The sequence below is a fragment of the Psychrobacter sp. UBA3480 genome, from assembly GCF_002377945.1.
GTDB lineage: Bacteria > Pseudomonadota > Gammaproteobacteria > Pseudomonadales > Moraxellaceae > Psychrobacter.
Genome location: NZ_DFQV01000020.1, coordinates 63,325 through 82,557, shown reverse-complemented (window position 1 = coordinate 82,557; position 19,233 = coordinate 63,325). Strand labels below are relative to the sequence as shown.

Annotated in this window: 19 protein-coding genes and 1 pseudogene; 14 read left to right on the top strand and 6 right to left on the bottom strand. The window is 42.4% G+C overall.

The window, feature by feature from the left end; translation table 11 throughout:
• Positions 1–59: 59 nt before the first annotated feature.
• Positions 60–872: a triose-phosphate isomerase gene (gene tpiA, locus B2863_RS07645; RefSeq protein WP_296208924.1), complete on the bottom strand. Its 813-nt coding sequence runs from the start codon at positions 870–872 to the stop codon at positions 60–62.
• A 384-nt stretch (positions 873–1,256) separates the two neighbouring features.
• Between tpiA and pilB the strand changes: the two genes are divergently transcribed.
• The 4 genes from pilB to coaE all read left to right on the top strand — a co-directional run bounded on the left by pilB (position 1,257) and on the right by coaE (position 6,136).
• The gene (gene pilB / locus B2863_RS07640; RefSeq protein WP_296208921.1) at positions 1,257–2,972 is read left to right on the top strand and encodes a type IV-A pilus assembly ATPase PilB; all 1,716 of its coding nucleotides are present in this window, start codon (positions 1,257–1,259) and stop codon (positions 2,970–2,972) included.
• A gap of 220 nt (positions 2,973–3,192) precedes the next feature.
• Complete coding sequence (locus B2863_RS07635) at positions 3,193–4,416, top strand: type II secretion system F family protein (RefSeq protein ID WP_134292256.1); 1,224 nt, start codon at positions 3,193–3,195, stop codon at positions 4,414–4,416.
• A 7-nt stretch (positions 4,417–4,423) separates the two neighbouring features.
• A complete protein-coding gene (locus B2863_RS07630; protein WP_296209785.1) occupies positions 4,424–5,323 on the top strand; it encodes a prepilin peptidase in 900 nt (299 codons plus the stop codon).
• Positions 5,324–5,449: 126 nt separating this feature from the next.
• Positions 5,450–6,136, top strand: a complete 687-nt coding sequence (gene coaE / locus B2863_RS07625; RefSeq protein ID WP_296208915.1) for a dephospho-CoA kinase — start codon at positions 5,450–5,452, stop codon at positions 6,134–6,136.
• On the opposite strand, the gene rlmB is transcribed toward coaE, so the two are convergent.
• Both rlmB and B2863_RS07615 read right to left on the bottom strand, forming a co-directional pair.
• Positions 6,099–6,869 (bottom strand): 23S rRNA (guanosine(2251)-2'-O)-methyltransferase RlmB, encoded by a 771-nt coding sequence (gene rlmB / locus B2863_RS07620; protein ID WP_102078746.1) that lies wholly within the window; start codon positions 6,867–6,869, stop codon positions 6,099–6,101. The genes coaE and rlmB overlap by 38 nt on opposite strands.
• Positions 6,870–7,090: 221 nt before the next feature.
• Positions 7,091–7,426: a pyrimidine/purine nucleoside phosphorylase gene (locus B2863_RS07615; RefSeq protein WP_057757729.1), complete on the bottom strand. Its 336-nt coding sequence runs from the start codon at positions 7,424–7,426 to the stop codon at positions 7,091–7,093.
• A gap of 765 nt (positions 7,427–8,191) precedes the next feature.
• Between B2863_RS07615 and recN the strand changes: the two genes are divergently transcribed.
• From recN to B2863_RS07580, 7 genes are all read left to right on the top strand, one after another.
• Positions 8,192–9,871 (top strand): DNA repair protein RecN, encoded by a 1,680-nt coding sequence (recN, locus tag B2863_RS07610; RefSeq protein WP_296208914.1) that lies wholly within the window; start codon positions 8,192–8,194, stop codon positions 9,869–9,871.
• 166 nt (positions 9,872–10,037) lie between these two features.
• On the top strand, positions 10,038–10,601 hold the full coding sequence (locus tag B2863_RS07605; RefSeq protein WP_101204671.1) for a YqgE/AlgH family protein: 564 nt from the start codon (positions 10,038–10,040) through the stop codon (positions 10,599–10,601).
• A 50-nt stretch (positions 10,602–10,651) separates the two neighbouring features.
• Positions 10,652–11,233: a Holliday junction resolvase RuvX gene (ruvX, locus tag B2863_RS07600; protein ID WP_296208911.1), complete on the top strand. Its 582-nt coding sequence runs from the start codon at positions 10,652–10,654 to the stop codon at positions 11,231–11,233.
• Between the two features lie 86 nt (positions 11,234–11,319).
• Positions 11,320–11,814: a hypothetical protein gene (locus B2863_RS07595; RefSeq protein ID WP_296208906.1), complete on the top strand. Its 495-nt coding sequence runs from the start codon at positions 11,320–11,322 to the stop codon at positions 11,812–11,814.
• Between the two features lie 92 nt (positions 11,815–11,906).
• Complete coding sequence (gene tusA / locus B2863_RS07590; protein WP_296208904.1) at positions 11,907–12,233, top strand: sulfurtransferase TusA; 327 nt, start codon at positions 11,907–11,909, stop codon at positions 12,231–12,233.
• A 66-nt stretch (positions 12,234–12,299) separates the two neighbouring features.
• Positions 12,300–13,238, top strand: a complete 939-nt coding sequence (gene xerD, locus B2863_RS07585) for a site-specific tyrosine recombinase XerD (protein ID WP_114701433.1) — start codon at positions 12,300–12,302, stop codon at positions 13,236–13,238.
• Positions 13,239–13,298: 60 nt separating this feature from the next.
• Complete coding sequence (locus B2863_RS07580) at positions 13,299–13,628, top strand: DUF3817 domain-containing protein (RefSeq protein ID WP_296208898.1); 330 nt, start codon at positions 13,299–13,301, stop codon at positions 13,626–13,628.
• 64 nt (positions 13,629–13,692) lie between these two features.
• On the opposite strand, the gene B2863_RS07575 is transcribed toward B2863_RS07580, so the two are convergent.
• Positions 13,693–14,136, bottom strand: a complete 444-nt coding sequence (locus B2863_RS07575) for a PH domain-containing protein (RefSeq protein ID WP_296208896.1) — start codon at positions 14,134–14,136, stop codon at positions 13,693–13,695.
• Positions 14,137–14,377: 241 nt separating this feature from the next.
• On the opposite strand from B2863_RS07575, the gene B2863_RS07570 reads away from it, so the two are divergent.
• Positions 14,378–14,986: a class I SAM-dependent methyltransferase gene (locus B2863_RS07570; protein ID WP_101204678.1), complete on the top strand. Its 609-nt coding sequence runs from the start codon at positions 14,378–14,380 to the stop codon at positions 14,984–14,986.
• A gap of 120 nt (positions 14,987–15,106) precedes the next feature.
• On the opposite strand, the gene lptG is transcribed toward B2863_RS07570, so the two are convergent.
• Complete coding sequence (lptG, locus tag B2863_RS07565; RefSeq protein ID WP_296208895.1) at positions 15,107–16,315, bottom strand: LPS export ABC transporter permease LptG; 1,209 nt, start codon at positions 16,313–16,315, stop codon at positions 15,107–15,109.
• A complete protein-coding gene (locus B2863_RS07560) occupies positions 16,315–17,637 on the bottom strand; it encodes an LPS export ABC transporter permease LptF (RefSeq protein ID WP_296208892.1) in 1,323 nt (440 codons plus the stop codon). The genes lptG and B2863_RS07560 overlap by 1 nt, the downstream gene beginning before the upstream one ends.
• A gap of 493 nt (positions 17,638–18,130) precedes the next feature.
• Between B2863_RS07560 and B2863_RS07555 the strand changes: the two genes are divergently transcribed.
• Positions 18,131–18,748, top strand: a complete 618-nt coding sequence (locus tag B2863_RS07555) for a cysteine hydrolase family protein (RefSeq protein ID WP_296208890.1) — start codon at positions 18,131–18,133, stop codon at positions 18,746–18,748.
• Positions 18,749–18,973: 225 nt separating this feature from the next.
• Positions 18,974–19,233 (top strand): annotated as a pseudogene (locus B2863_RS07550) (leucyl aminopeptidase); the annotation flags it as partial.

Here is a 19,233-nt window from a genome sequence, read left to right as displayed (position 1 = left end):
CTGATGAAACCATACTGACTATAAGCTATGATCTTGATATCTGAGTATTATTTATTCATTTAAGCATTGGCTTGGTTGAAGGCATCGGCAATCGCTAGAAAGCTCTCTGCTTTTAATGAAGCACCGCCCACTAATGCGCCATCAATCATAGCGTCAGAAGCAAAGCTATTGGCATTATCAGCATTAACACTACCGCCATACAGCACGGTAATCGTATCTGTTATATCAGCAAAGCTTGCAACCGTTTGCTTGATATACTGATGAGTCTTACTCACTTCTGCCACAGTAGGCACTTTACCTGTACCAATGGCCCATACAGGTTCGTAAGCGATGAGCAGCTTTTCAGATAACGATGATGCTAACTCTGGCTGTTGAGTCAGTAAATCCTTAATAACCGAAAGTTGCTCATTGATAACGTCGAGTGTTTGACCATTATCATACTGCTCTTGCGTTTCGCCGATACAAAATACCACACCTAATTTCTGAGAAAATGCATGAGACAATTTGCTTATCAGGCATTCATGAGACTCTTTGTGATATTGACGACGCTCAGAGTGGCCAAGTAGCGTCCAAGTAGCACCTGCATCTGCTACCTGCTGTGCTGAGCAGTCACCAGTATAGGCTCCTGTACTTGCACTATAAGTACTAACGTCCTGTGCTGCACAAAGTATTGAGCTATCTGCTAGACGCGTACTCACTGTACTTAAATGAACACAACTTGGTGCTACCATTAATTTACAGCGGTTTTTTAATGTCTGCGAGCTGGCTTGTTCTTCAGTATTAACTTTAGTCAATAAGTCGTCCAATAGTGCATTGACAGCACTGTTAGTCGCAGGATTCTGTTTCCAATTGCCAATTACCCAAGCTTGCATACTTATTTACCTTGTCTCATGTATTCATGCCAATTCGGCTAATATGCGCGTCAGTATAACAAATAATTCGTAAGTGCTATAGTAGCGTGCCACCATGAGCAGAATCACTTCTGCAAACTTATCTACAGACAATGCATCAATCGACCGTTATTTTTACGAGCTAGTCGTCTAATGGTATATATAAATTTTTCAAACTAAAGTAAAGTTCTATACTACAGAATGTATAAAATCAAATATTGTTGCTGGTTCTATATATAGATATACAGGTAGATAAGATAAACAAAGCAAGATAGTTCAAGCGAGTTATCGACTAGCAACGACAAGTATATAACGTCTAATACCAAGCAGTTCTACAGAATACTTTGTATCAAAGGAGAGGTTACAATGTCTATCGCAACCAGTAAGTACGGCGGTCTAGCACAGCAACTGATTAGCGACGGTGTCGTTAGCGAAGCAAATATGAAGACGGCACAGATCGAGTCGCAACAGCAGCAAATAGGACTGGTACCCTATTTAGTAGACAACAAATTGGCCGATGCTTATCATCTTGCCCAAATGCTATCCCAAGCTTTCGGTGACCCTCTATTTGATCTTGATGCATTAAACGTTGATGTTATTCCAAAAGACTTGGTTGATGAAAAAATCGTTCGTAAGTTTAATGCTTTACCACTCTTTAAACGAGGACAACGTCTATTTGTCGCACTAAGTGATCCCACACGCGTTGATGCTATTGATGCGATTGCCTTTAATTCTCGACTGTCGATAGAAACCATTGTTGTCGAAGAAAATAAGCTCAAAAAGCGTATTGAAAATATTTACGCGGATACGATGCAAAGTTTTGATAGCTTTTCTGATAATGATTTAAGCGTTGGTTTTGAAGATGGTGATGAAGATAAAGAGGATGGCGAAACTCAGCTGAGCGACGGCGTTGATGAAGCGCCTGTCGTAAAATTCGTCAATAAAATGCTAGTCGATGCCATTCGTATGGGTGCTTCTGATTTACATTTCGAGCCATATGAAAAGTCTTTCAGAGTACGATTTCGTGTCGATGGCGTCATGCAAAAAATGGCCAATCCACCGGTTCAACTTGCGAATAAAATTGCAGCACGCTTAAAGGTCATGTCTCAGATGGATATCTCAGAACGTCGGGTACCACAAGATGGGCGTATTAAACTAAAAATTTCTAAAAATAAAGCGATTGATTTCCGGGTAAACTCATTACCGACGTTATTCGGTGAAAAGCTTGTTTTGCGTATCCTTGACCCATCATCGGCCATGCTAGGTATTGATGCATTGGGGTATGAACCAGATCAGCAGGAAATGTTTTTAGAGGCATTACACAAACCACAAGGCATGTTGCTTATCACTGGTCCTACTGGTTCTGGTAAGACGGTATCACTTTACACTGGTATCAATATCTTAAATACTGGCGCAACCAATATCTCAACGGCTGAAGATCCAGTCGAAATTAACCTTGAAGGAATTAACCAAGTCAATGTCAATGCCAAAGTTGGTCTAACGTTTGCCAATGCGCTTAAGTCTTTTTTACGTCAAGATCCTGATATTGTCATGGTCGGTGAGATTCGTGACCTTGAGACTGCTGAGATCGCCATTAAAGCTGCGCAGACAGGCCATATGGTTCTTTCTACTTTGCATACTAACTCGGCACCTGAAACATTAACGCGTCTACGTAACATGGGTGTTGCCTCTTTTAACATTGCCACATCAGTCAACCTAGTTATTGCCCAACGATTGGCACGACGTCTCTGTAAGAACTGTAAAAAACCTATTAGCATACCGCGTCAGAGCTTATTAGAGATTGGTTTTACTGATACTGATCTAGATAACACTGATAATGTCATTTATGAACCAGTCGGTTGTAATGAATGCCGTGAAGGTTATAAAGGCCGTGTAGGTATCTATGAAGTCATGAAAGTGAGCCCTGATATTTCACGCATTATTATGGAAGATGGTAACGCAATAGATATCAAAGACGCTGCCATTAAAAATGGTTTTCGCGATTTGCGTCGTTCTGGGATTTTAAAAGTGTTGCAAGGAGTCACAAGTATTCAAGAAATGATGCGGGTGACTTCTGAATAAAAAATGAAATCATAAAATATATGCTATGTCTTAGTATCTTGACTTTCAGTTGCTATAAGAGTTATAAACTAGCAACGTTCTTTATCGTATAACTTTAAAAATAAGACAGATAAACACTGGTTTTTTACGCTAAAATAAAGTATGCCTGACTAATATTTCAAGTCTGGTATTTTGTTGTAGGTTTACAATATCTATATTGGACAATTTTGAGGGTAGTAACATGGCAAAAGCTAAGACCGATATGTTGTTGGACTTTGTTTACGACGGTGTGAATCGACGCGGGCAGAAAGTTAAGGGCGAAACTACTAGTCGTAGTTTAGAACTGGCAAAAGCGACCCTACGTAAACAAGGTATCACGGTTAAAGGGATTAAGAAAAAACCAAAACCACTTTATACCTTCAAAAAAGCCATTAAAGCCATTGATATTGCTATTTTTGCTCGGCAACTAGCAACAATGATGAAAGCGGGCGTACCTTTAACTCAGTCTTTCGAAATTGTCGCCGACTCCCTTGATAATCCAAGTATGAAAGACTTAGTACTGCAAATCAAAGCAGATATTGAGGCAGGTGGTACTTTTGCTTCTGCACTGCGCAAACATCCGCGCTATTTTGATGATTTATTCTGCTCCCTCGTCGAATCTGGTGAACAATCAGGTGCACTTGAGACGATGCTTGAACGAGTAGCTACTTACAAAGAAAAGAGTGAGCTTCTAAAAGCAAAAATCAAAAAGGCGATGAAGTACCCTATTGCTGTTATCGTAGTTGCTATCATTGTCACTATAATTTTGCTCGTAAAGGTAGTACCTGTATTCTCTGGATTATTTGAATCATTTGGAGCGGAATTACCTGCTTTTACTCAGATGGTAGTAGCGATGTCTGAATGGATGCAGGCATGGTGGTTTATTTTGATCATCGTCATTGGTGGATCAATTATTAGCTTTACTGAGGCTAAAAAGCGATCTAAAAAGTTCCGTGACTTTTTAGATCGGGCTACCCTAAAGGCTCCAATTTTTGGAAACATTGCTTATCAAGCAATTATTGCCCGTTTCGCTCGTACGCTATCTACAACTTTTGCTGCTGGTGTGCCGCTTATCGATGCCTTAGATTCTACTGCTGGTGCGACCAATAATGTTGTTTTTTACAATGCAACTCAGCAAATTAAGAGTGATGTATCTACTGGTCAGCAATTACAGTTCTCTATACGATCTACCAACTTGTTCCCAAGTTTAGCTATTCAGATGGTTGGCATTGGCGAAGAGTCTGGTAGTTTAGAAGAAATGTTAGATAAAGTCGCTGTCTACTACGAGAATGAAGTTGATAACGCTGTTGATGGTCTAACTAGCTTGATGGAACCACTTATTATGTCGGTATTAGGTGTATTAATTGGTGGCCTAGTCATTGCAATGTACTTGCCAATCTTCCAAATGGGCGCAGTAGTAGGATAATGATTTGATGCAACTTATACAGTTACTACAAGAGAACAGTACCCTAGCTTTATTCGTATTTGGCCTATTAGGTCTTTGCGTTGGTAGTTTTTTAAATGTTGTGATTCATCGCATACCGCTGATGATGGTCTATGGCTGGAGACAAGAGTGTAGCCAGTTTATGTCTGAACAGGCCGATATGCCACGCGAGCATACACTGCCCATAGCAAATATTGTCGCTACTGACCAACCAATTACCTTAAGTCGACCTGCCTCTCGCTGCCCTCATTGCGCACATAAAATTAAGTGGTATGAAAATATCCCTTTAATAAGTTGGCTATTACTACGCGGACGCTGTTCAAGCTGCAAAGCGGCTATCGATCTACGTTATCCTCTTGTTGAGCTAGTCACTGCCCTCCTGTCCGTATTAGTAATATATAAGTTTGGGGTAAATGCTACAGGCTTGTCCGCATTGGTTTTAGTATGGACACTGGTTGCTCTAACAGGTATCGACTTTGACACACAGCTACTACCTGATCGTCTAACTTTTCCTTTAGCAGGCTTAGGATTGGCGGTAAACTCACAAAGTTGGTTTGTCACACCAACACAGTCGATATGGGGATTACTACTTGGGTTTTTATCGCTATGGATAGTAGTCAAGGTGTTTTACTTAATAACTAAAAAACATGGAATGGGTCAAGGGGATTTTAAATTACTAGCAGTATTAGGTGCTTGGCTCGGACCTATGATGTTACCTTTGATTATTCTACTATCATCTTTACTCGGCTCTATCGTTGGGCTGATCTTGATGAAAAAACAGGGTGAAAGCCGACCTTTTGCTTTCGGGCCTTATATCGCTATTGCAGGTATCGTTGCCTTATTATATGGCTCAGATATCGTCAGCTGGTATCTCGGTATGTATGTCTAATAACTGACAGCGTACATTAGATTATTGTAGTAAATTTCCGGCAGTGACTCATAAATAAAGCCTCAAAAGGCCGATTGTGAGTTTAAAGCCGCATTCATTGTTCTATCTGTCAGATAAGCCATTATTATGTCAAAAAATACATCGCATTCTTATTCACACCAGCCACAAGCCACGCAACCAAAAAGCAAGAAGCTTGTGGTTGGTTTGACGGGTGGTATCGGTAGTGGCAAATCTGCCGCTAGTGCTTGGTTTGCTGAGCAAGGCATCGATATTATTGATGCAGACGTGATCGCCCATGAGACTGTCGCTAAAGGTAGCGTCACTCTGCAGAAAATCCAGAAAAAATTTGGTGATTGGATACTGACGGATGATGGTGTTATGGATAGGGTTGCTGTACGTACACACGTATTTGCAAATCCTGAAGCGCTGATTGAGCTTGAGGCTATCACTCACCCAGCAATACGTGAGACAGCAAAAGCACAGCTAGATGCTAGTACTTCACCGTATATAATCTTATCTGCGCCCCTACTTATAGAGGCGGCAGAAGCAGGACTGGCCAATTTATGTCAACGTATTTTGGTCATGGATGCGACCGAAGACACGCAGCTTGCACGTGCCAGTCAGCGTGATGATCAAAGCATACAAAAAATTAAGGCCATTATGACCAATCAGCTGAGTCGTGAAGAGCGTAATCGTCATGCAGACAATGTCATACTCAATGAGAGCGACCTTGCCTCTCTATATCTACAACTAGAACCCTTGCACCAAGAGTATCTTACGCTTGCCCAGCAGCTAAAGTTCGCTGGCGATTAACCTCATACAATGCCATGCCAGTAGCAACACTCACGTTTAGGCTCTGTAGATTACCATGCTCGTTTCCTGACATTGGAATATAAACCAACTCATCACAGCTTTCCATTGTCAGGCGACGCATACCCTCTCCTTCTGAACCCATAATGATAGCGGTCTTGCCAGTTAGGTCAGCGGCATGTATTGGCTTAGCCTCTTCACTAAGTGCCGTACCAAATACGAAAACGCCTGCATTTTTGATTTGCGACAACGTGCGTGCTAAGTTCGTAACGCTGACGATCGGCATCATCTCTGCTGCGCCAACTGATACTTTAGCGACTGTTGGCGTTAGGCTCGCTGCATGATGCTTTGGACAAACCACTGCATCCACACCCATAGCCACTGCGGTACGTAGGCAAGCGCCAAAGTTATGTGCATCAGTAATTTGATCTAGTACCAATAATAAGCACTGTTCACGGCCAATAATAGTATCAAGCAAACCTTCATCAGCGAAACCTAACGGACGAGCATTGAGCACCACGCCTTGATGCTGCGGACTACCACATAACTGAGTCAGCTTGTCTTTTTGGGTCGGTTGAATACTAATGCCGTTTGCTTCCGCTTCGGCCATGATAGCTTGTACATGACTGTCACTCTCACGCCCTTGCTGCACAAACAAGCTAAGGCCATCAAGAGGACGATGTTCAAGTAACGCATCAATAGCATGAATGCCGTAAAAATAAATGGGTTTTGCCATAATAGGCCTATTAAATATAAAGTGGATATCGCACTAGGCGACGGGATAAAAGAGGATAACGATAGCTTTAAATGTCATAGCTCATTAATAATGAGAAAATAGTAAACCAAACGTCAAAAAAGAAATAAACAATACCAATCCGATATTGTTTATTTTCTCGAAACACTAATGTGTGATAGAACAAGCGCTAGAATGAAAGCTCAAGCGCCCTATTAATAATATCAGCCTTCTAGATGACAGACATATTGAACAATCTCTTCAGTACGTAGGTTAAAACCGCTATTACCTTCAACGACAAATGACTGACCTGCACGGTAGTAGCTGAATTCATCATCACCATTGATCTTCACTTCACACTCACCACTGGTGATTTCGATACGCTCAGAAGTATTAGTGCTAAAGTGATAATGCTCAACCAAGTTGTCACAAGGTAAGATCACGCCTAGCGTTTTATGGCGACCATCCTCAAACATAATGGTATGGCTTGAGCAGCGACCATCATAAGATACTGTCGCTTGGGCATTAACTGTTACGTTAGTAAATTGCGCCGCTGTCATAGTGGCTTCCTTATCAAATAATTATGGCAAAACTAAAAAATAAGTAACGGGTTAAAGTACCGACAGAGTTGCACTGGGCTTTAAATACGCGACCAGTAAGCAAACACGCCTGCTTTAGGCACCTTACCCCTCTATAGTAGATATCTGCGCGCTAAAGGTAGCCACAGGTTCTATGAAAACGCTTTTGAATAATGATCGAGTGGCATGTTTTTTACCACTATACGCCTACAATTTTACAAAATTATGACTCGTTATTAGGTTGCATAGCGCATCAAACTCATAAGAAGAGTTTATCATTATGTGAGATTATGCTACCACATTATATCTATAAAGTTTGTTAAAGCGACTAGGAAAATTCTATTTGATGACAAGTATCCATTCGCTCATTTAATATTTATTTAGTATTTTTCTAGACGGATGCTAGACCACTAATTTAGGTATGTTTTTATCATTATCAGTCAAAATACTTCTTCACATACTATACTTATCTTTAGATATCCAATGACCCTAATGATTAACATTATAGGTATTATGTTGATGATTTATTGTCAGTTTTTAATAGTTTTATGGTAATCTCCCAATAATAAATTCTGTTATACCTCGTCTTAAAGTTTGTATTTACGCACATTTAACATCATACTATTTGCCTACAATATTTATCTAATTAGCAAGTTTAAATAGATATTTTCACTTCCTTATTTACCCTATTTATAGATGGCTTCCTAAGATTTATATGATGTCCATTGTCTGTCCTGAGAGGCGTTGATGCTAGTATCGTTAACTTTACATCAGTTTGCGTTGATTGCTCAGCATGAGCTGAGCGTGGCTGAAGGTTTTAATGTCATCACTGGTGAAACAGGTGCTGGCAAGTCGTTATTGCTAGATGCACTATCACTGTGTGTCGGTGAGCGAGCAGACAGTGCAATGGTCAGGCATGGCGCTGCGCATGCAGATATCTACGCTCAATTTGATGTAGAAAATAACGGCGTCGTCGCTGAGTGGTTTTCTAAAAATGAGCGACCGCTAGAAGAGCCTGAAGTACTTATTCGTCGACAATTAAGCAATACTGGCCGCTCAAAAGCATGGCTAAATGGTTCACCGGTTAGCTTAGCTGAGCTAAAGAGTTTAGGTGCTTTACTGGTCAATATACATAGCCAACATGCTCAGCAAGCGTTGCTCAAGCCGCAATTTGTGGTGCAATGGCTTGATGAGATGGCACAGATAACACCGCTAGCCATCCAAACTGCCAGTAGCCATCAATCCTATCAGCAACTAAAACGTCGAGCGGATGACATCGCGAGCCGCGAAGCCCAGCGTCAAGATCGTATTCAGTTGTTGCAGAGCCAATTAGCAGATATTGCGCCATTATTGGCTGTGGACTACGCAGAAGTTGAATCTGAACATGAAGAGCTTTCCAATATTGAAGCCTTAATGCAAGAGGCCAGTCATGGTCTGCATTTGCTCGACAATGATACCGATGAGCCAGACGTCATGACCTTGCTCGGACAAGCGATTAAACTCTGTGACAACCAAGTAAGCGTCAGTCAAACGTTTGAACAAGCTTCTGAACAGCTCCATCTAGCACAGCAGCAAATTACTGAGGTGACTACCCTACTATCAGATTATGCCGAACAGCAGCTACCTGATCCTGAACGCTTACAGACATTAGACAACCTAATCAGCTTAGGACATCGTCTGTCACGTAAGCATAGCTTGCCAGCCAGTGATTTAATTGATGAAGCAAAAGGCTGGGAGGCGCAATTAGAGCAGCTAGAGAACGAGCCAAGCAGTGATGCAATGGCAGCGCAAATTGATCAGGCTTGGCAAGACTATCTCGCTCTGGCGACACAGTTAAATAAAGAGCGCACAAAAGCTGCCCCGATAATTAGTAAGCAACTCATCAAACAACTACAACCGCTTGCGCTACCCAATGCTCGCTGTGAATTTGTTTTTACCAAAAAAACCGAACCTAGTCAGTACAATGCCCAAGGTTGCTTCGATATTGATTTATTATTCAGCGCCAATGTCGGTATGCCAATGCAGCCCTTACATAAAATCGCCTCAGGTGGTGAACTGTCACGTATGGCGCTCGTGATGCAAGTACTACAAGCGACCAATGCTGATAATAATGCCGCCAAGCCTATGCTGGTATTTGATGAGGTCGATGTCGGTATCAGTGGCGGTACTGCGCAAGTGGTCGGCGAGCTGCTACGCTCACTTGGGCAAACACAGCAATTGCTAGCTATTACGCACCAAGCGCAAGTCGCGGCACAAGCGCATCAACATATCTTGGTACAAAAGCACCATCAAGCACAGACCGAAAGCGAGCTACTCATACTGACCAACAGTGCGCAAGTAGACGAGTTAGCACGTATGTCTGGTGGTGTCATTATTACCGATGTCACACGCGATCATGCCCGCAGTTTATTATCCGATGTTAAGTAACGCTTATCTGACCTATCTAACGTTAAATAACCGTTCGTTTTCATCAAAACGGATGGTTATCTGAGTCTGTATGATGGTCAGTAGCAATTAGTGCGAATCTTGCTTTTCTGTTGATTATCACCATATAGTGGTCTTTCACCCTTATTATTAGGTTGCGTTTGTTTCTATGTCTAAAACCAATTTGACCCATCATTTTTTGATTGCAGCACCAGAGCTGTCAGACCCAAGGTTTGAGCAGGCACTTATATATATTTGCCGTCATGACAAGCATGGTGCGCTAGGTCTGATGGTCAATCGTCCGCTTGAGCAATCTCGCGTAGGTAAGCTGCTAGAAGATTTGGATATTGAAGTGACCAATCCGCAGGTGATGGAAGATGTGGCTTTAGAGGGCGGTCCTATGTATCCGGAGGTTGGCTTTGTGCTGCATACTGGTCAGCCAGAATGGGCCTCTTCTTTCGCTATTTCAGAGAACGTTTGCATCACAACTAGCCAAGATATTCTAAAGCGTATTGCCGCAGGTCAAGGCGTCGGTCACTATCAGCTGTGCCTAGGTCATGCCAGCTGGGGTAAAAAACAGCTAGACCAAGAGCTGAGTAATGGTGATTGGTTAGTCTGCCCTGCTGATCTGAACTTATTATTTGATACACCGTTTGAAGAACGCTGGCAAATTGCAGCCGATAAAATCGGAGTCAATTTCGACTACCTTAGTAGTGACATAGGTCATGCGTAATATCATACGCTCTACGAATTTAGATAAAGACATAAAGGACACCCGTTACTATGGTAGATAGCACTTTTACGGCTAATAGCACAGACGCTATAGATAATGACATTGATATTGGTGTTGATACTCTCGATAAAGATAGCAATATCATTGCTGAAACTATTGAGCCAGAGGTAAAGCCGCATCTTATCTTGGCGCTAGATTACGGTGTCAAAAAGATGGGTATGGCACTCGGTAATACCATTACGCAGACGGCGCGTGCCTTTGACATATTGGCAATGAATAACGGGCAGCCAGATTGGGACAATCTAATTGGTATCATCAAAGTCTGGGGCGTAGCGCAAGTCGTGGTTGGCCTACCGCTTAATATGGATGGCACTAGCTCCATGCTTTCAAAACGGGCGCACAAATTCGCTCGTCGTCTGGCCCATAGAGTGATGGAGCAACATTTGCCAGTGACCGTATCACTGTGTGATGAGCGGCTGACTTCAATCGAAGCAAGAGAAATCGCATGGGACAATGGTTGGATCAAAAACGAACGCGACCCAATCGATGATATCTCTGCTTGTATCCTAATGTCGACCTATTTTGCTGATCCTAATAGCAGTATCGCTATCGATGCAATCAAAGCAGAATAAAGCAGCCAAATAGGTAAAAGACACGTGTGCGGCTATAATGCCACTTCGATACATCGTACTTCTCAACGGATAAATGACTGATTACTATGACCACTGTCTCAGACCAATCTTCGCAACATAAGTCACAGCATGGTTTTGCTCCACTGGCTATTGCCCGTATTAAAGGCGCACAGCGTGCCAACCAAATAGCGATTTATCTCATTTATGCGGCTATTTTTGCATTTGTGGTCTTTGGCACGATTGCTAGTATCAAAGCCTTCCATGATAACCAGCTGCTTTATCAATTATTTTATAATTTGCCATATGCCTTAGTAGCCCTCACGATACCCATTACTATTTATGATGCATTGGTCGTTTATCGTTATCGCTTAAATCAACCGTCAATGATTGCCATGAGTATTGGTGTATCAACCATTATATTGGTTGGTGGATTAATTTTTGCCGATACTGCATGGTTAGGACTATCTTGTTGGTTGGGCGTGGCATTTTTATTTAAAGTAAGTTTTAAGCGGTTTTTTAACTTTTTAGAAGTAGCTGATACGCCTGATGCCGACGAAGAGCCTGAAATTACTGAAGCGTAGACGATCTACAAAGTACGCCGCGATAAGCATTTAAGCAAACTACTTACCCTACTTGTCCTTAAACCCACTTATTTAGCTTTACGATAATGACTATGACCACTTCTATACCAGACACGCCTATCCACCATCACTTAGATACTCAAGGGCTGATTTGTCCTGAGCCCGTCATGATGCTACACCGCGTCATTCGTAAAGCAGATGGCGGTGAAGTGATTGAAATATTAGCGACAGATCCAGCTACCACACGCGATATTCCAAATTTCTGTCGTCATTTGGGTCATGAGCTAATCAGTCAAGAAACACTGGCTGAAAACGTGAGCTTAGACTCTGATCCTGACGAAATCACCATCGATAGCGATGATAATACGACTGCGAGCGTAACGCTATATCGCTATCTGGTTAAGAAAAAAATGGCATGATAGGTTGGACGTTATATTAATGACTGTCTGTCATCGCTAACTTAACCCCTACCTGAGTATTATCTTATGAGCCGTGATCGCGCCGTGCAACAACGACAGCCTAAAGCATTGGCGGTCGATGATGAGCCAGCTTATATGACTGAGTTTCGTCAAGCCATGCTGGCACGCGGTCTAGCGACGCGTACTCGTAATGCGTACGTCCGTGACCTACGCTCTTGCGAGCTGACCAATCCTATCGCCCTGACACGCTGGCAGCCTGATGATGTGCTGCACTGTCTGTCACTGCTTGCTAAAGATGGCAAAACCCCACGTACCCAAGCGCGTATGCTCTCAAGCTTGCGTCAGTTTTATCTATGGATGATCGCCAGCAATCTACGCGAAGACAATCCTTGTGAGCGTATCAAAAGCCCAAAGCTAGGTCGTCCGCTGCCAAAAGACTTAGCCGAGGCTGACGTAGATAATCTCCTTGCCGCACCTGATACCAGCACCGCGCTAGGTCTCCGTGATAAAGCCATGCTAGAAGTTTTATACGCCTGCGGTCTGCGGGTGAGTGAGTTGATTAACCTCTCATTAGAGCAAGTGAATCTAAACTCAGGCTGGCTACAAATCACGGGGAAAGGTAATAAAACGCGACTGGTGCCCCTCGGCGAATATGCAGCGGATGCATTGGAAGATTATCTGTCTCATGGGCGTGGCGATTTGATTGCTCATTTAAAATCAGGCAATTGCCAAGCGGTATTTTTGACGGCGCAAGGTGGCTATATGACGCGGCAGAACTTTTGGTATTTACTTAAGAAGTACGCCAAAGTTGCCAGTATCGATAAAGAATTATCCCCGCATACGCTACGTCATGCCTTTGCCACGCATTTGCTCAATCATGGCGCGGACTTGCGTAGCGTACAGTTATTACTTGGGCATAGCGATTTATCAACCACGCAAATCTATACTCATGTGGCAACGGCAAGATTGCAGAAATTACATGCGGAGCATCACCCACGTGGGTAGCCTTGCCATATGGGCAGCATTGAAATCTAATATTATTGATGATTGTAAAAGGAATATATCGTGTCGCAAGCTCAACCTTCTACCTTCACAAAGAGTCAAAACTTTGCACTCAGAAATCTTACTATCATGGGTTATTTAGAAGGTACTTCCTTTCTATTGTTACTTGGTATCGCGATGCCACTCAAATATATGTTCGATATTCCAGAAGCAGTAAGCTATGTCGGTCCAGTGCATGGGGTATTATTCGTTGCTTATGTCATGGTGCTAATCATTACGGCGAGCAGAATAAAAATGCCGCTCTGGGCACTACCTGCAGGTGTGCTCGGCTCATTCTTGCCATTCGGGCCATTTATATTTGATCATTTATTAAAGAAGAGTTTGGGGAAATAGTTTCGAAAAAAAATTCAATATCAGGAACGATGTATAGCTGAATGCGGCTAACGATGATACTATTCTATTCGCCTGCTGTATCTATCACTATTTTGGGATTACGTGCTCGTATTTCTTGATAAAAGCTTGCTCTATCTTTCGGTGATATCAATACTTCTTTGTTCCGATATTCTATTTTAATCCTATCCAGTGATAGTGCTGGCGCAGAACTCATGCTTTGTGTTGGCATAATATAGGTGATATCTGTAAGCTCGATGTTTTGAACAGAGAATCCACTATCTACTTGTAGCTGGTCATTCGTTAATGTGTACTTAGTACTGAAAAAAGGGATGAGCATTAGTGCTGCAAAAGGTATGAGAATAACCGTCATTAATATAGTTTGTATGAGGGATTTGTGAGCATCTCGCTTCCACTGCCATAATGGAACAGACACAGTAAATAAGCTCAAACCCCAAAGTAACAGTGCAAGCCAGAAGTCTACTTTAGATACGAATATAATGTCTGGCATAAATAATACTTAGCGACTATTAGGTTAAATTCGATTCTATATTAAGCGATACCTCTTATCTAATATCTCTAACATTTTTTCTTAAAAAGTTTTGCAATATAGCAAAATGCAGTTCTAGAAATAGATAGCTGCAAACCCATCCTTTTCTAGTTACAATACCCTTATTAAAGTGCGTCATGATATACATGCTGCCTAACTGGGCTGCGCACTACCTTTTTCCTATCTATTATCCGAGAATCCCATGAGCCATAGACCACCTGCTGACCTATTAAAAAATGCCGAACACTGGCGCGAAGATATCAATTTTCGCCAAGAAGTGCTGGGTAAGCCGTTTGATTTTGCGACCACGTGGGGCATTTTTTCACCGCAAAAACTCGATGACGGTAGCTTAATGCTACTTGATTATGTGGATTTTGAGCAAGATGATGACTCGATCGATTTGGGCTGCGGTTATGGCGTACTTGGTATGACGGCAGCACGTGAATGTCCAAATGGTCAGCATACGCTGATTGATAAAGACTTTATGGCGGTAGAATACGCACGCCGTAACTGTGAGAAAAATGGTCTAAACAATGTCGATGTGCATTTATCAAATGGTTTTAATCATGTGGCAAAAGACAAAGACTTTAGCCTTGTGATGTCAAACTTGCCAGCCAAAGTGGGTAAAGAGCAGCATTATTTATACTTCCTCGATGCCTATGCACGTATGCGTAAAGGTGGCCGTTTTTATGTCGTGACCATCAATGGCCTACGCCAATTTGTTAAGCGCTCGTTTACCGAAGTGTTTGGCAATAGCGACAAAATCAAGCAAGGTAAAACCTATACGATTACGATGGCGACCAAAGACTAGTTTTAACTTTGCCTGATTGAATTTCAGCCATTTAAACTGAAGCTTAAATTGAAATCGACATAAAAAAGCACGCTAAATTAGATTTAGCGTGCTTTTTATTTGGTATAACCAACTGTCTTTTTACATCTGGCGTTTTATCAAGTATCCACCCAATAGCGCGCTGCCGATAATCGGCAATAGCACCATAAGCATCGGTGAAAAGCCTGTCGCTAGCGATACAAATCCGACTAAGTCCTGAATATAGCTAAATAGTAGACCAAACAGCAATGCCACGACGATACGTAAGCCTAAGCTGTGCGTCCGTAGCGAGCCAAAGACAAACGAGCAAGCAACAATCACCAGCGACAATATCGATAATGGCGATAGTAGCTTTTGCCAAAATGCCACTTCATGATCTAAAGAACGATTGCCCTGCTGACGCATAAACGTGCGATGCTCATACAGCTGCGTCAATGACAAATCTTCTGCCTTACGCGTTAGCAGATACACAGACTCTGGAGCAAAGGGTAAGCTTAACGTATCTGATGGTGAAATAGCTTGGCTACTCTCAAATCCCTGATTGATAGAGAGCTTAACCATATCATTTAGCTGCCACTCGTAACGATACTGCTCACTTGGCTTTTCGCTATTTACATCAATTGGTTCACGGCCAGTATACTTTCCACCTTCCGCGTGGACAGCAGTTTGTAAATTACCGTTGTTGTCCAAATGCCAGCGTTTCACCTCACCAATATTACCCGCGACATCAGCATAATCGATATATAAAACGTCGCTACCATCAGGTGTAGCACTGCCATCTTCTGCGGTTTCGAAACGTGGCTGTATCGTCCAGTAGCCGCGCACTGATGTGACCAGTGAGGTGCTATCCTCATCATTAATCTGTTTTGCCAACTGATTAGAAGACGGTAAAACGAACTGGTTGATAGCTAATGCCAACAGTACAAATATCAAAGCGGGCTGTAATACCCAGCCGACGATACGATAAATACTGACCCCAGCCGCGCGCATGACGACCAGCTCGCTTTTATTGGCCAGCAAGCCCAATCCTATGACGGCACCAAGTAACGCACCCGTTGGAATAAATTGCTCTAAAAAGTAAGGCGAACGATAAAAGATATATTTGAGCGCCTCGCCCATGGTGTAGTTATCATCTAACGAATCAAGCTCTGATAAGTAAGAAAAAATCAGCTGTAATGCCCACAAACCAATGACGGCAGCAATAATAGCCAATAGAGCGTTGAGTTTGACATAGCGACTGAGGACTTTTAGATTGGCAGGTTTTTTAGCCAATTGATCAGACTCAGCTGATTTAGCAAATAAAGAGCGCATTAAGACTGCCCTCCTTGTGAGCTGTTGTTCTGATTATCTATGTCGCTAACTGAACTAGTTGTGGCAACGGCTAGCCTATTTTCTTGTTTGCGAAAGCGCAGTCGATGTTGCACACGGCTACCCCAATTCATATAAAGCGCCAATGCCATAAATCCTAAGATAAGCCATGCATACGCCCATACGCTGATGCTGTCTTTGCTCACCGCGTTTTTGAGCGAGATGATACCTAATGCACAGCTAACAAATAATAAGATAGAAGGAAACAAGCGCAGCCAACGTCCTTGACGCGGACGGACTTGCGCCAGTGGCACGGCCAACATAGGCGCGATAATCATCAGCCATGGTAGCGCCAAACGGTAGCCAAGCTCACCTTGTGCAGCACGCATTGCACTATTAGTGCCTGATGGTGAGCTACTCGTGGCGGCTTGCCACAATGGTCCTATCTGTTGCGTTTCGATATTGTCTTCGGTGATACCTTCCTGTGAAGACTCAGTCAAGGTGATGCGATAACGATCAAAAGCGACTTGATTATATTTCAGACTGCCTGCGCCGACTTCGTAACGACGTCCCTGAAACAGATCCAACTGGGTCACACCGCTATTACCGGTATCCACTTGCTCAGCACGCTTAGCCAGCGTGATAGTATCTTTGCTAATGTCTTTTGCACTACTATTTATAATATTTTTTGGTATGTCTGAGATGCCAATCTGTTCGGCTGTCTCATTATCAATCGTGTTATTCATATCAGTGGCATTGGCATTGGCATTAGCATCGACACTTTTGGAAGTACTACCTTTTTTCGCAGGTTCAGATTGGATCAAGATCACATCTTGCAATTTTTTCTTATCATCGCTGAGACTACCCACGTACAAATGGTAATTACCGCTACTGATAAACTCGTTCGGACGAATCAAATCAAACGCACTGGTCAATGCTTGCTGCTGCCACACAGCCTCAGACGAGCGGACACCCCAAGGCTTACCAACGACAGATAGCGCCGCTTCACCAACGAACAATGCCAATATTAATGGTGTCATCAACCGAGCAAGCTTACCTCGAGACACGCCACTAGCATTGATCACTGCCATTTCTTGATCGACATACAAGCGACCAAATACCAGCATCAAAGCGATAAAGAATGCTAACGGTAAAATGAGCTCTAAAAAGTACGGTAGGTTATACCCAATGATAGTAAACAGTAGGCTGACGTCCAAACGACCTTCAGCAGCGATGCCAAAATAGCGTATCAAACGACCGCCGAGCATCATCACTACCAAAAACCCCAACACTAAGGCAGTGGTAGAGGCAACTTGTTGTGTCATGTAGCGGCGTAATATCACAATGGGTACTCTTAAACGGTTGGTATGCGCGCGATTGATGATGAGCTTATTGAATATTTAGGACGTACGACGACATATCATCACCATGATATGGGTCATCTAAATACTCAAATAACGATAAACGTCACTAAGCGACTGGTTAGTCATACTCAATAAACACAAGCGACAGATATAACCGCTAATGCTAGCATGTTTTGCCCAAAAATGGCTGTGAAATGTGTTTGAAAACATTACCTACACCTTGCTGAGAGCGCATTATTGACAGTAAGTAACAAATATAGCAAATATTGGATAAATAATTGATAAAACCTCAAATTACATTGAATTGATAGTATTTATGGCGTTAAGTTTTTGCTTTATTTATTTTGGAAAGGTTTGTTTGTCATTCGTATCATCGAACATTTATCTCTGTTATTAATTGCTAGACTGACTGATAGAAAAATATACTTATATCGTCAAACGGAGAATAATACTAATGAATAAAACGACCTCTACACCCTCTACCCTACTCGAGCTCGCTGGCGGCACATTCGATGCGCTTGACTGGTCAAATTGCGCGCTTGTTCTTATCGACTATCAAAATGAATATGTCGATGGCGCTATGCCCTTAGGGGACGCTGGGGTAAAAGCCATCGCCAATGCACGCCTAGTACTCGATAAAGCTCGTCAGCAAGATTTACCTATCTTTCACATAAATCATCACGGTGCAGAAAATGGCAATGTCTTTGATCCTTTATCAGCTAACGTTGAGATAGTCGAACAGTTGCAGCCGCAAGATGGCGAAACAGTGATTGCCAAAAAGCATCCGAATGCCTTTTATGATACGCAATTACAATCATTGATCTCAGCAGCAGAAAAGAAGCAGATTATTTTTGCGGGTTTTATGAGTCATATGTGCGTTAGCTCAAGCGTCCGCGCCGCATTTGATTTAGGTTTTGATAGTTTTGTCTGCCATGATGCCTGTGCCACTCGCGACCTACCGAGCGCTACAAGAAAGCCGATAAGCGCTGAAATCATGCATGATACTGCCATGGCAGCACTACAAGACAGATTTGCCGCGATGGTAACGACCGATGAATTGGTCAATGGCTAGTATGTTGGCATCATCGAAAAATGATAATGTAACCGCTAAACCATAGCGCAAGTTAGTACAGCATAATAATTCAAACGTATTACCCAAGACTTGCTAACTGCGCACGATTATCGCAATATGCTACACTATTGTGATTGCTCAACAGACCAAATAATCTAATAATCTGACAAGTATAAGCAGACATACAAATCCTGCAATTTTCATAACTCTAATAAGGATAACTATATGAACATCAAATTATCTCAGCATTTACCAAAGACCCATACGCAGAAAATTTTGAAAAAAGAAGCCAAAAGTAAAGACGATGCTTGTCTGGTTGTATTAGTCGATGACAAGAAAAACATTCTGGCTGAATCTGTGCTGACCGAATATACCACTCGTATTGAGCAGTTGATTGAAGTATCACATTTCAAGGGCACTACCTGTGAGACTGTTGCTGACTACGCATTAGCAGGTGATAAAAAAACCACTAAGCAAAACCCTGT

Excerpts from the sequence above, each read along its gene's own strand:
- tpiA (WP_296208924.1), bottom strand. The coding sequence starts at position 872 with ATGCAAGCTTGGGTAATTGGCAATTGGAAACAGAATCCTGCGACTAAC.
- pilB (WP_296208921.1), top strand. The coding sequence starts at position 1,257 with ATGTCTATCGCAACCAGTAAGTACGGCGGTCTAGCACAGCAACTGATT.
- B2863_RS07635 (WP_134292256.1), top strand. The coding sequence starts at position 3,193 with ATGGCAAAAGCTAAGACCGATATGTTGTTGGACTTTGTTTACGACGGT.
- B2863_RS07630 (WP_296209785.1), top strand. The coding sequence starts at position 4,424 with ATGCAACTTATACAGTTACTACAAGAGAACAGTACCCTAGCTTTATTC.
- coaE (WP_296208915.1), top strand. The coding sequence starts at position 5,450 with ATGTCAAAAAATACATCGCATTCTTATTCACACCAGCCACAAGCCACG.
- rlmB (WP_102078746.1), bottom strand. The coding sequence starts at position 6,869 with ATGGCAAAACCCATTTATTTTTACGGCATTCATGCTATTGATGCGTTA.
- B2863_RS07615 (WP_057757729.1), bottom strand. The coding sequence starts at position 7,426 with ATGACAGCGGCGCAATTTACTAACGTAACAGTTAATGCCCAAGCGACA.
- recN (WP_296208914.1), top strand. The coding sequence starts at position 8,192 with ATGCTAGTATCGTTAACTTTACATCAGTTTGCGTTGATTGCTCAGCAT.
- B2863_RS07605 (WP_101204671.1), top strand. The coding sequence starts at position 10,038 with ATGTCTAAAACCAATTTGACCCATCATTTTTTGATTGCAGCACCAGAG.
- ruvX (WP_296208911.1), top strand. The coding sequence starts at position 10,652 with ATGGTAGATAGCACTTTTACGGCTAATAGCACAGACGCTATAGATAAT.
- B2863_RS07595 (WP_296208906.1), top strand. The coding sequence starts at position 11,320 with ATGACCACTGTCTCAGACCAATCTTCGCAACATAAGTCACAGCATGGT.
- tusA (WP_296208904.1), top strand. The coding sequence starts at position 11,907 with ATGACCACTTCTATACCAGACACGCCTATCCACCATCACTTAGATACT.
- xerD (WP_114701433.1), top strand. The coding sequence starts at position 12,300 with ATGAGCCGTGATCGCGCCGTGCAACAACGACAGCCTAAAGCATTGGCG.
- B2863_RS07575 (WP_296208896.1), bottom strand. The coding sequence starts at position 14,136 with ATGCCAGACATTATATTCGTATCTAAAGTAGACTTCTGGCTTGCACTG.
- B2863_RS07570 (WP_101204678.1), top strand. The coding sequence starts at position 14,378 with ATGAGCCATAGACCACCTGCTGACCTATTAAAAAATGCCGAACACTGG.
- lptG (WP_296208895.1), bottom strand. The coding sequence starts at position 16,315 with ATGCGCTCTTTATTTGCTAAATCAGCTGAGTCTGATCAATTGGCTAAA.
- B2863_RS07560 (WP_296208892.1), bottom strand. The coding sequence starts at position 17,637 with ATGACACAACAAGTTGCCTCTACCACTGCCTTAGTGTTGGGGTTTTTG.
- B2863_RS07555 (WP_296208890.1), top strand. The coding sequence starts at position 18,131 with ATGAATAAAACGACCTCTACACCCTCTACCCTACTCGAGCTCGCTGGC.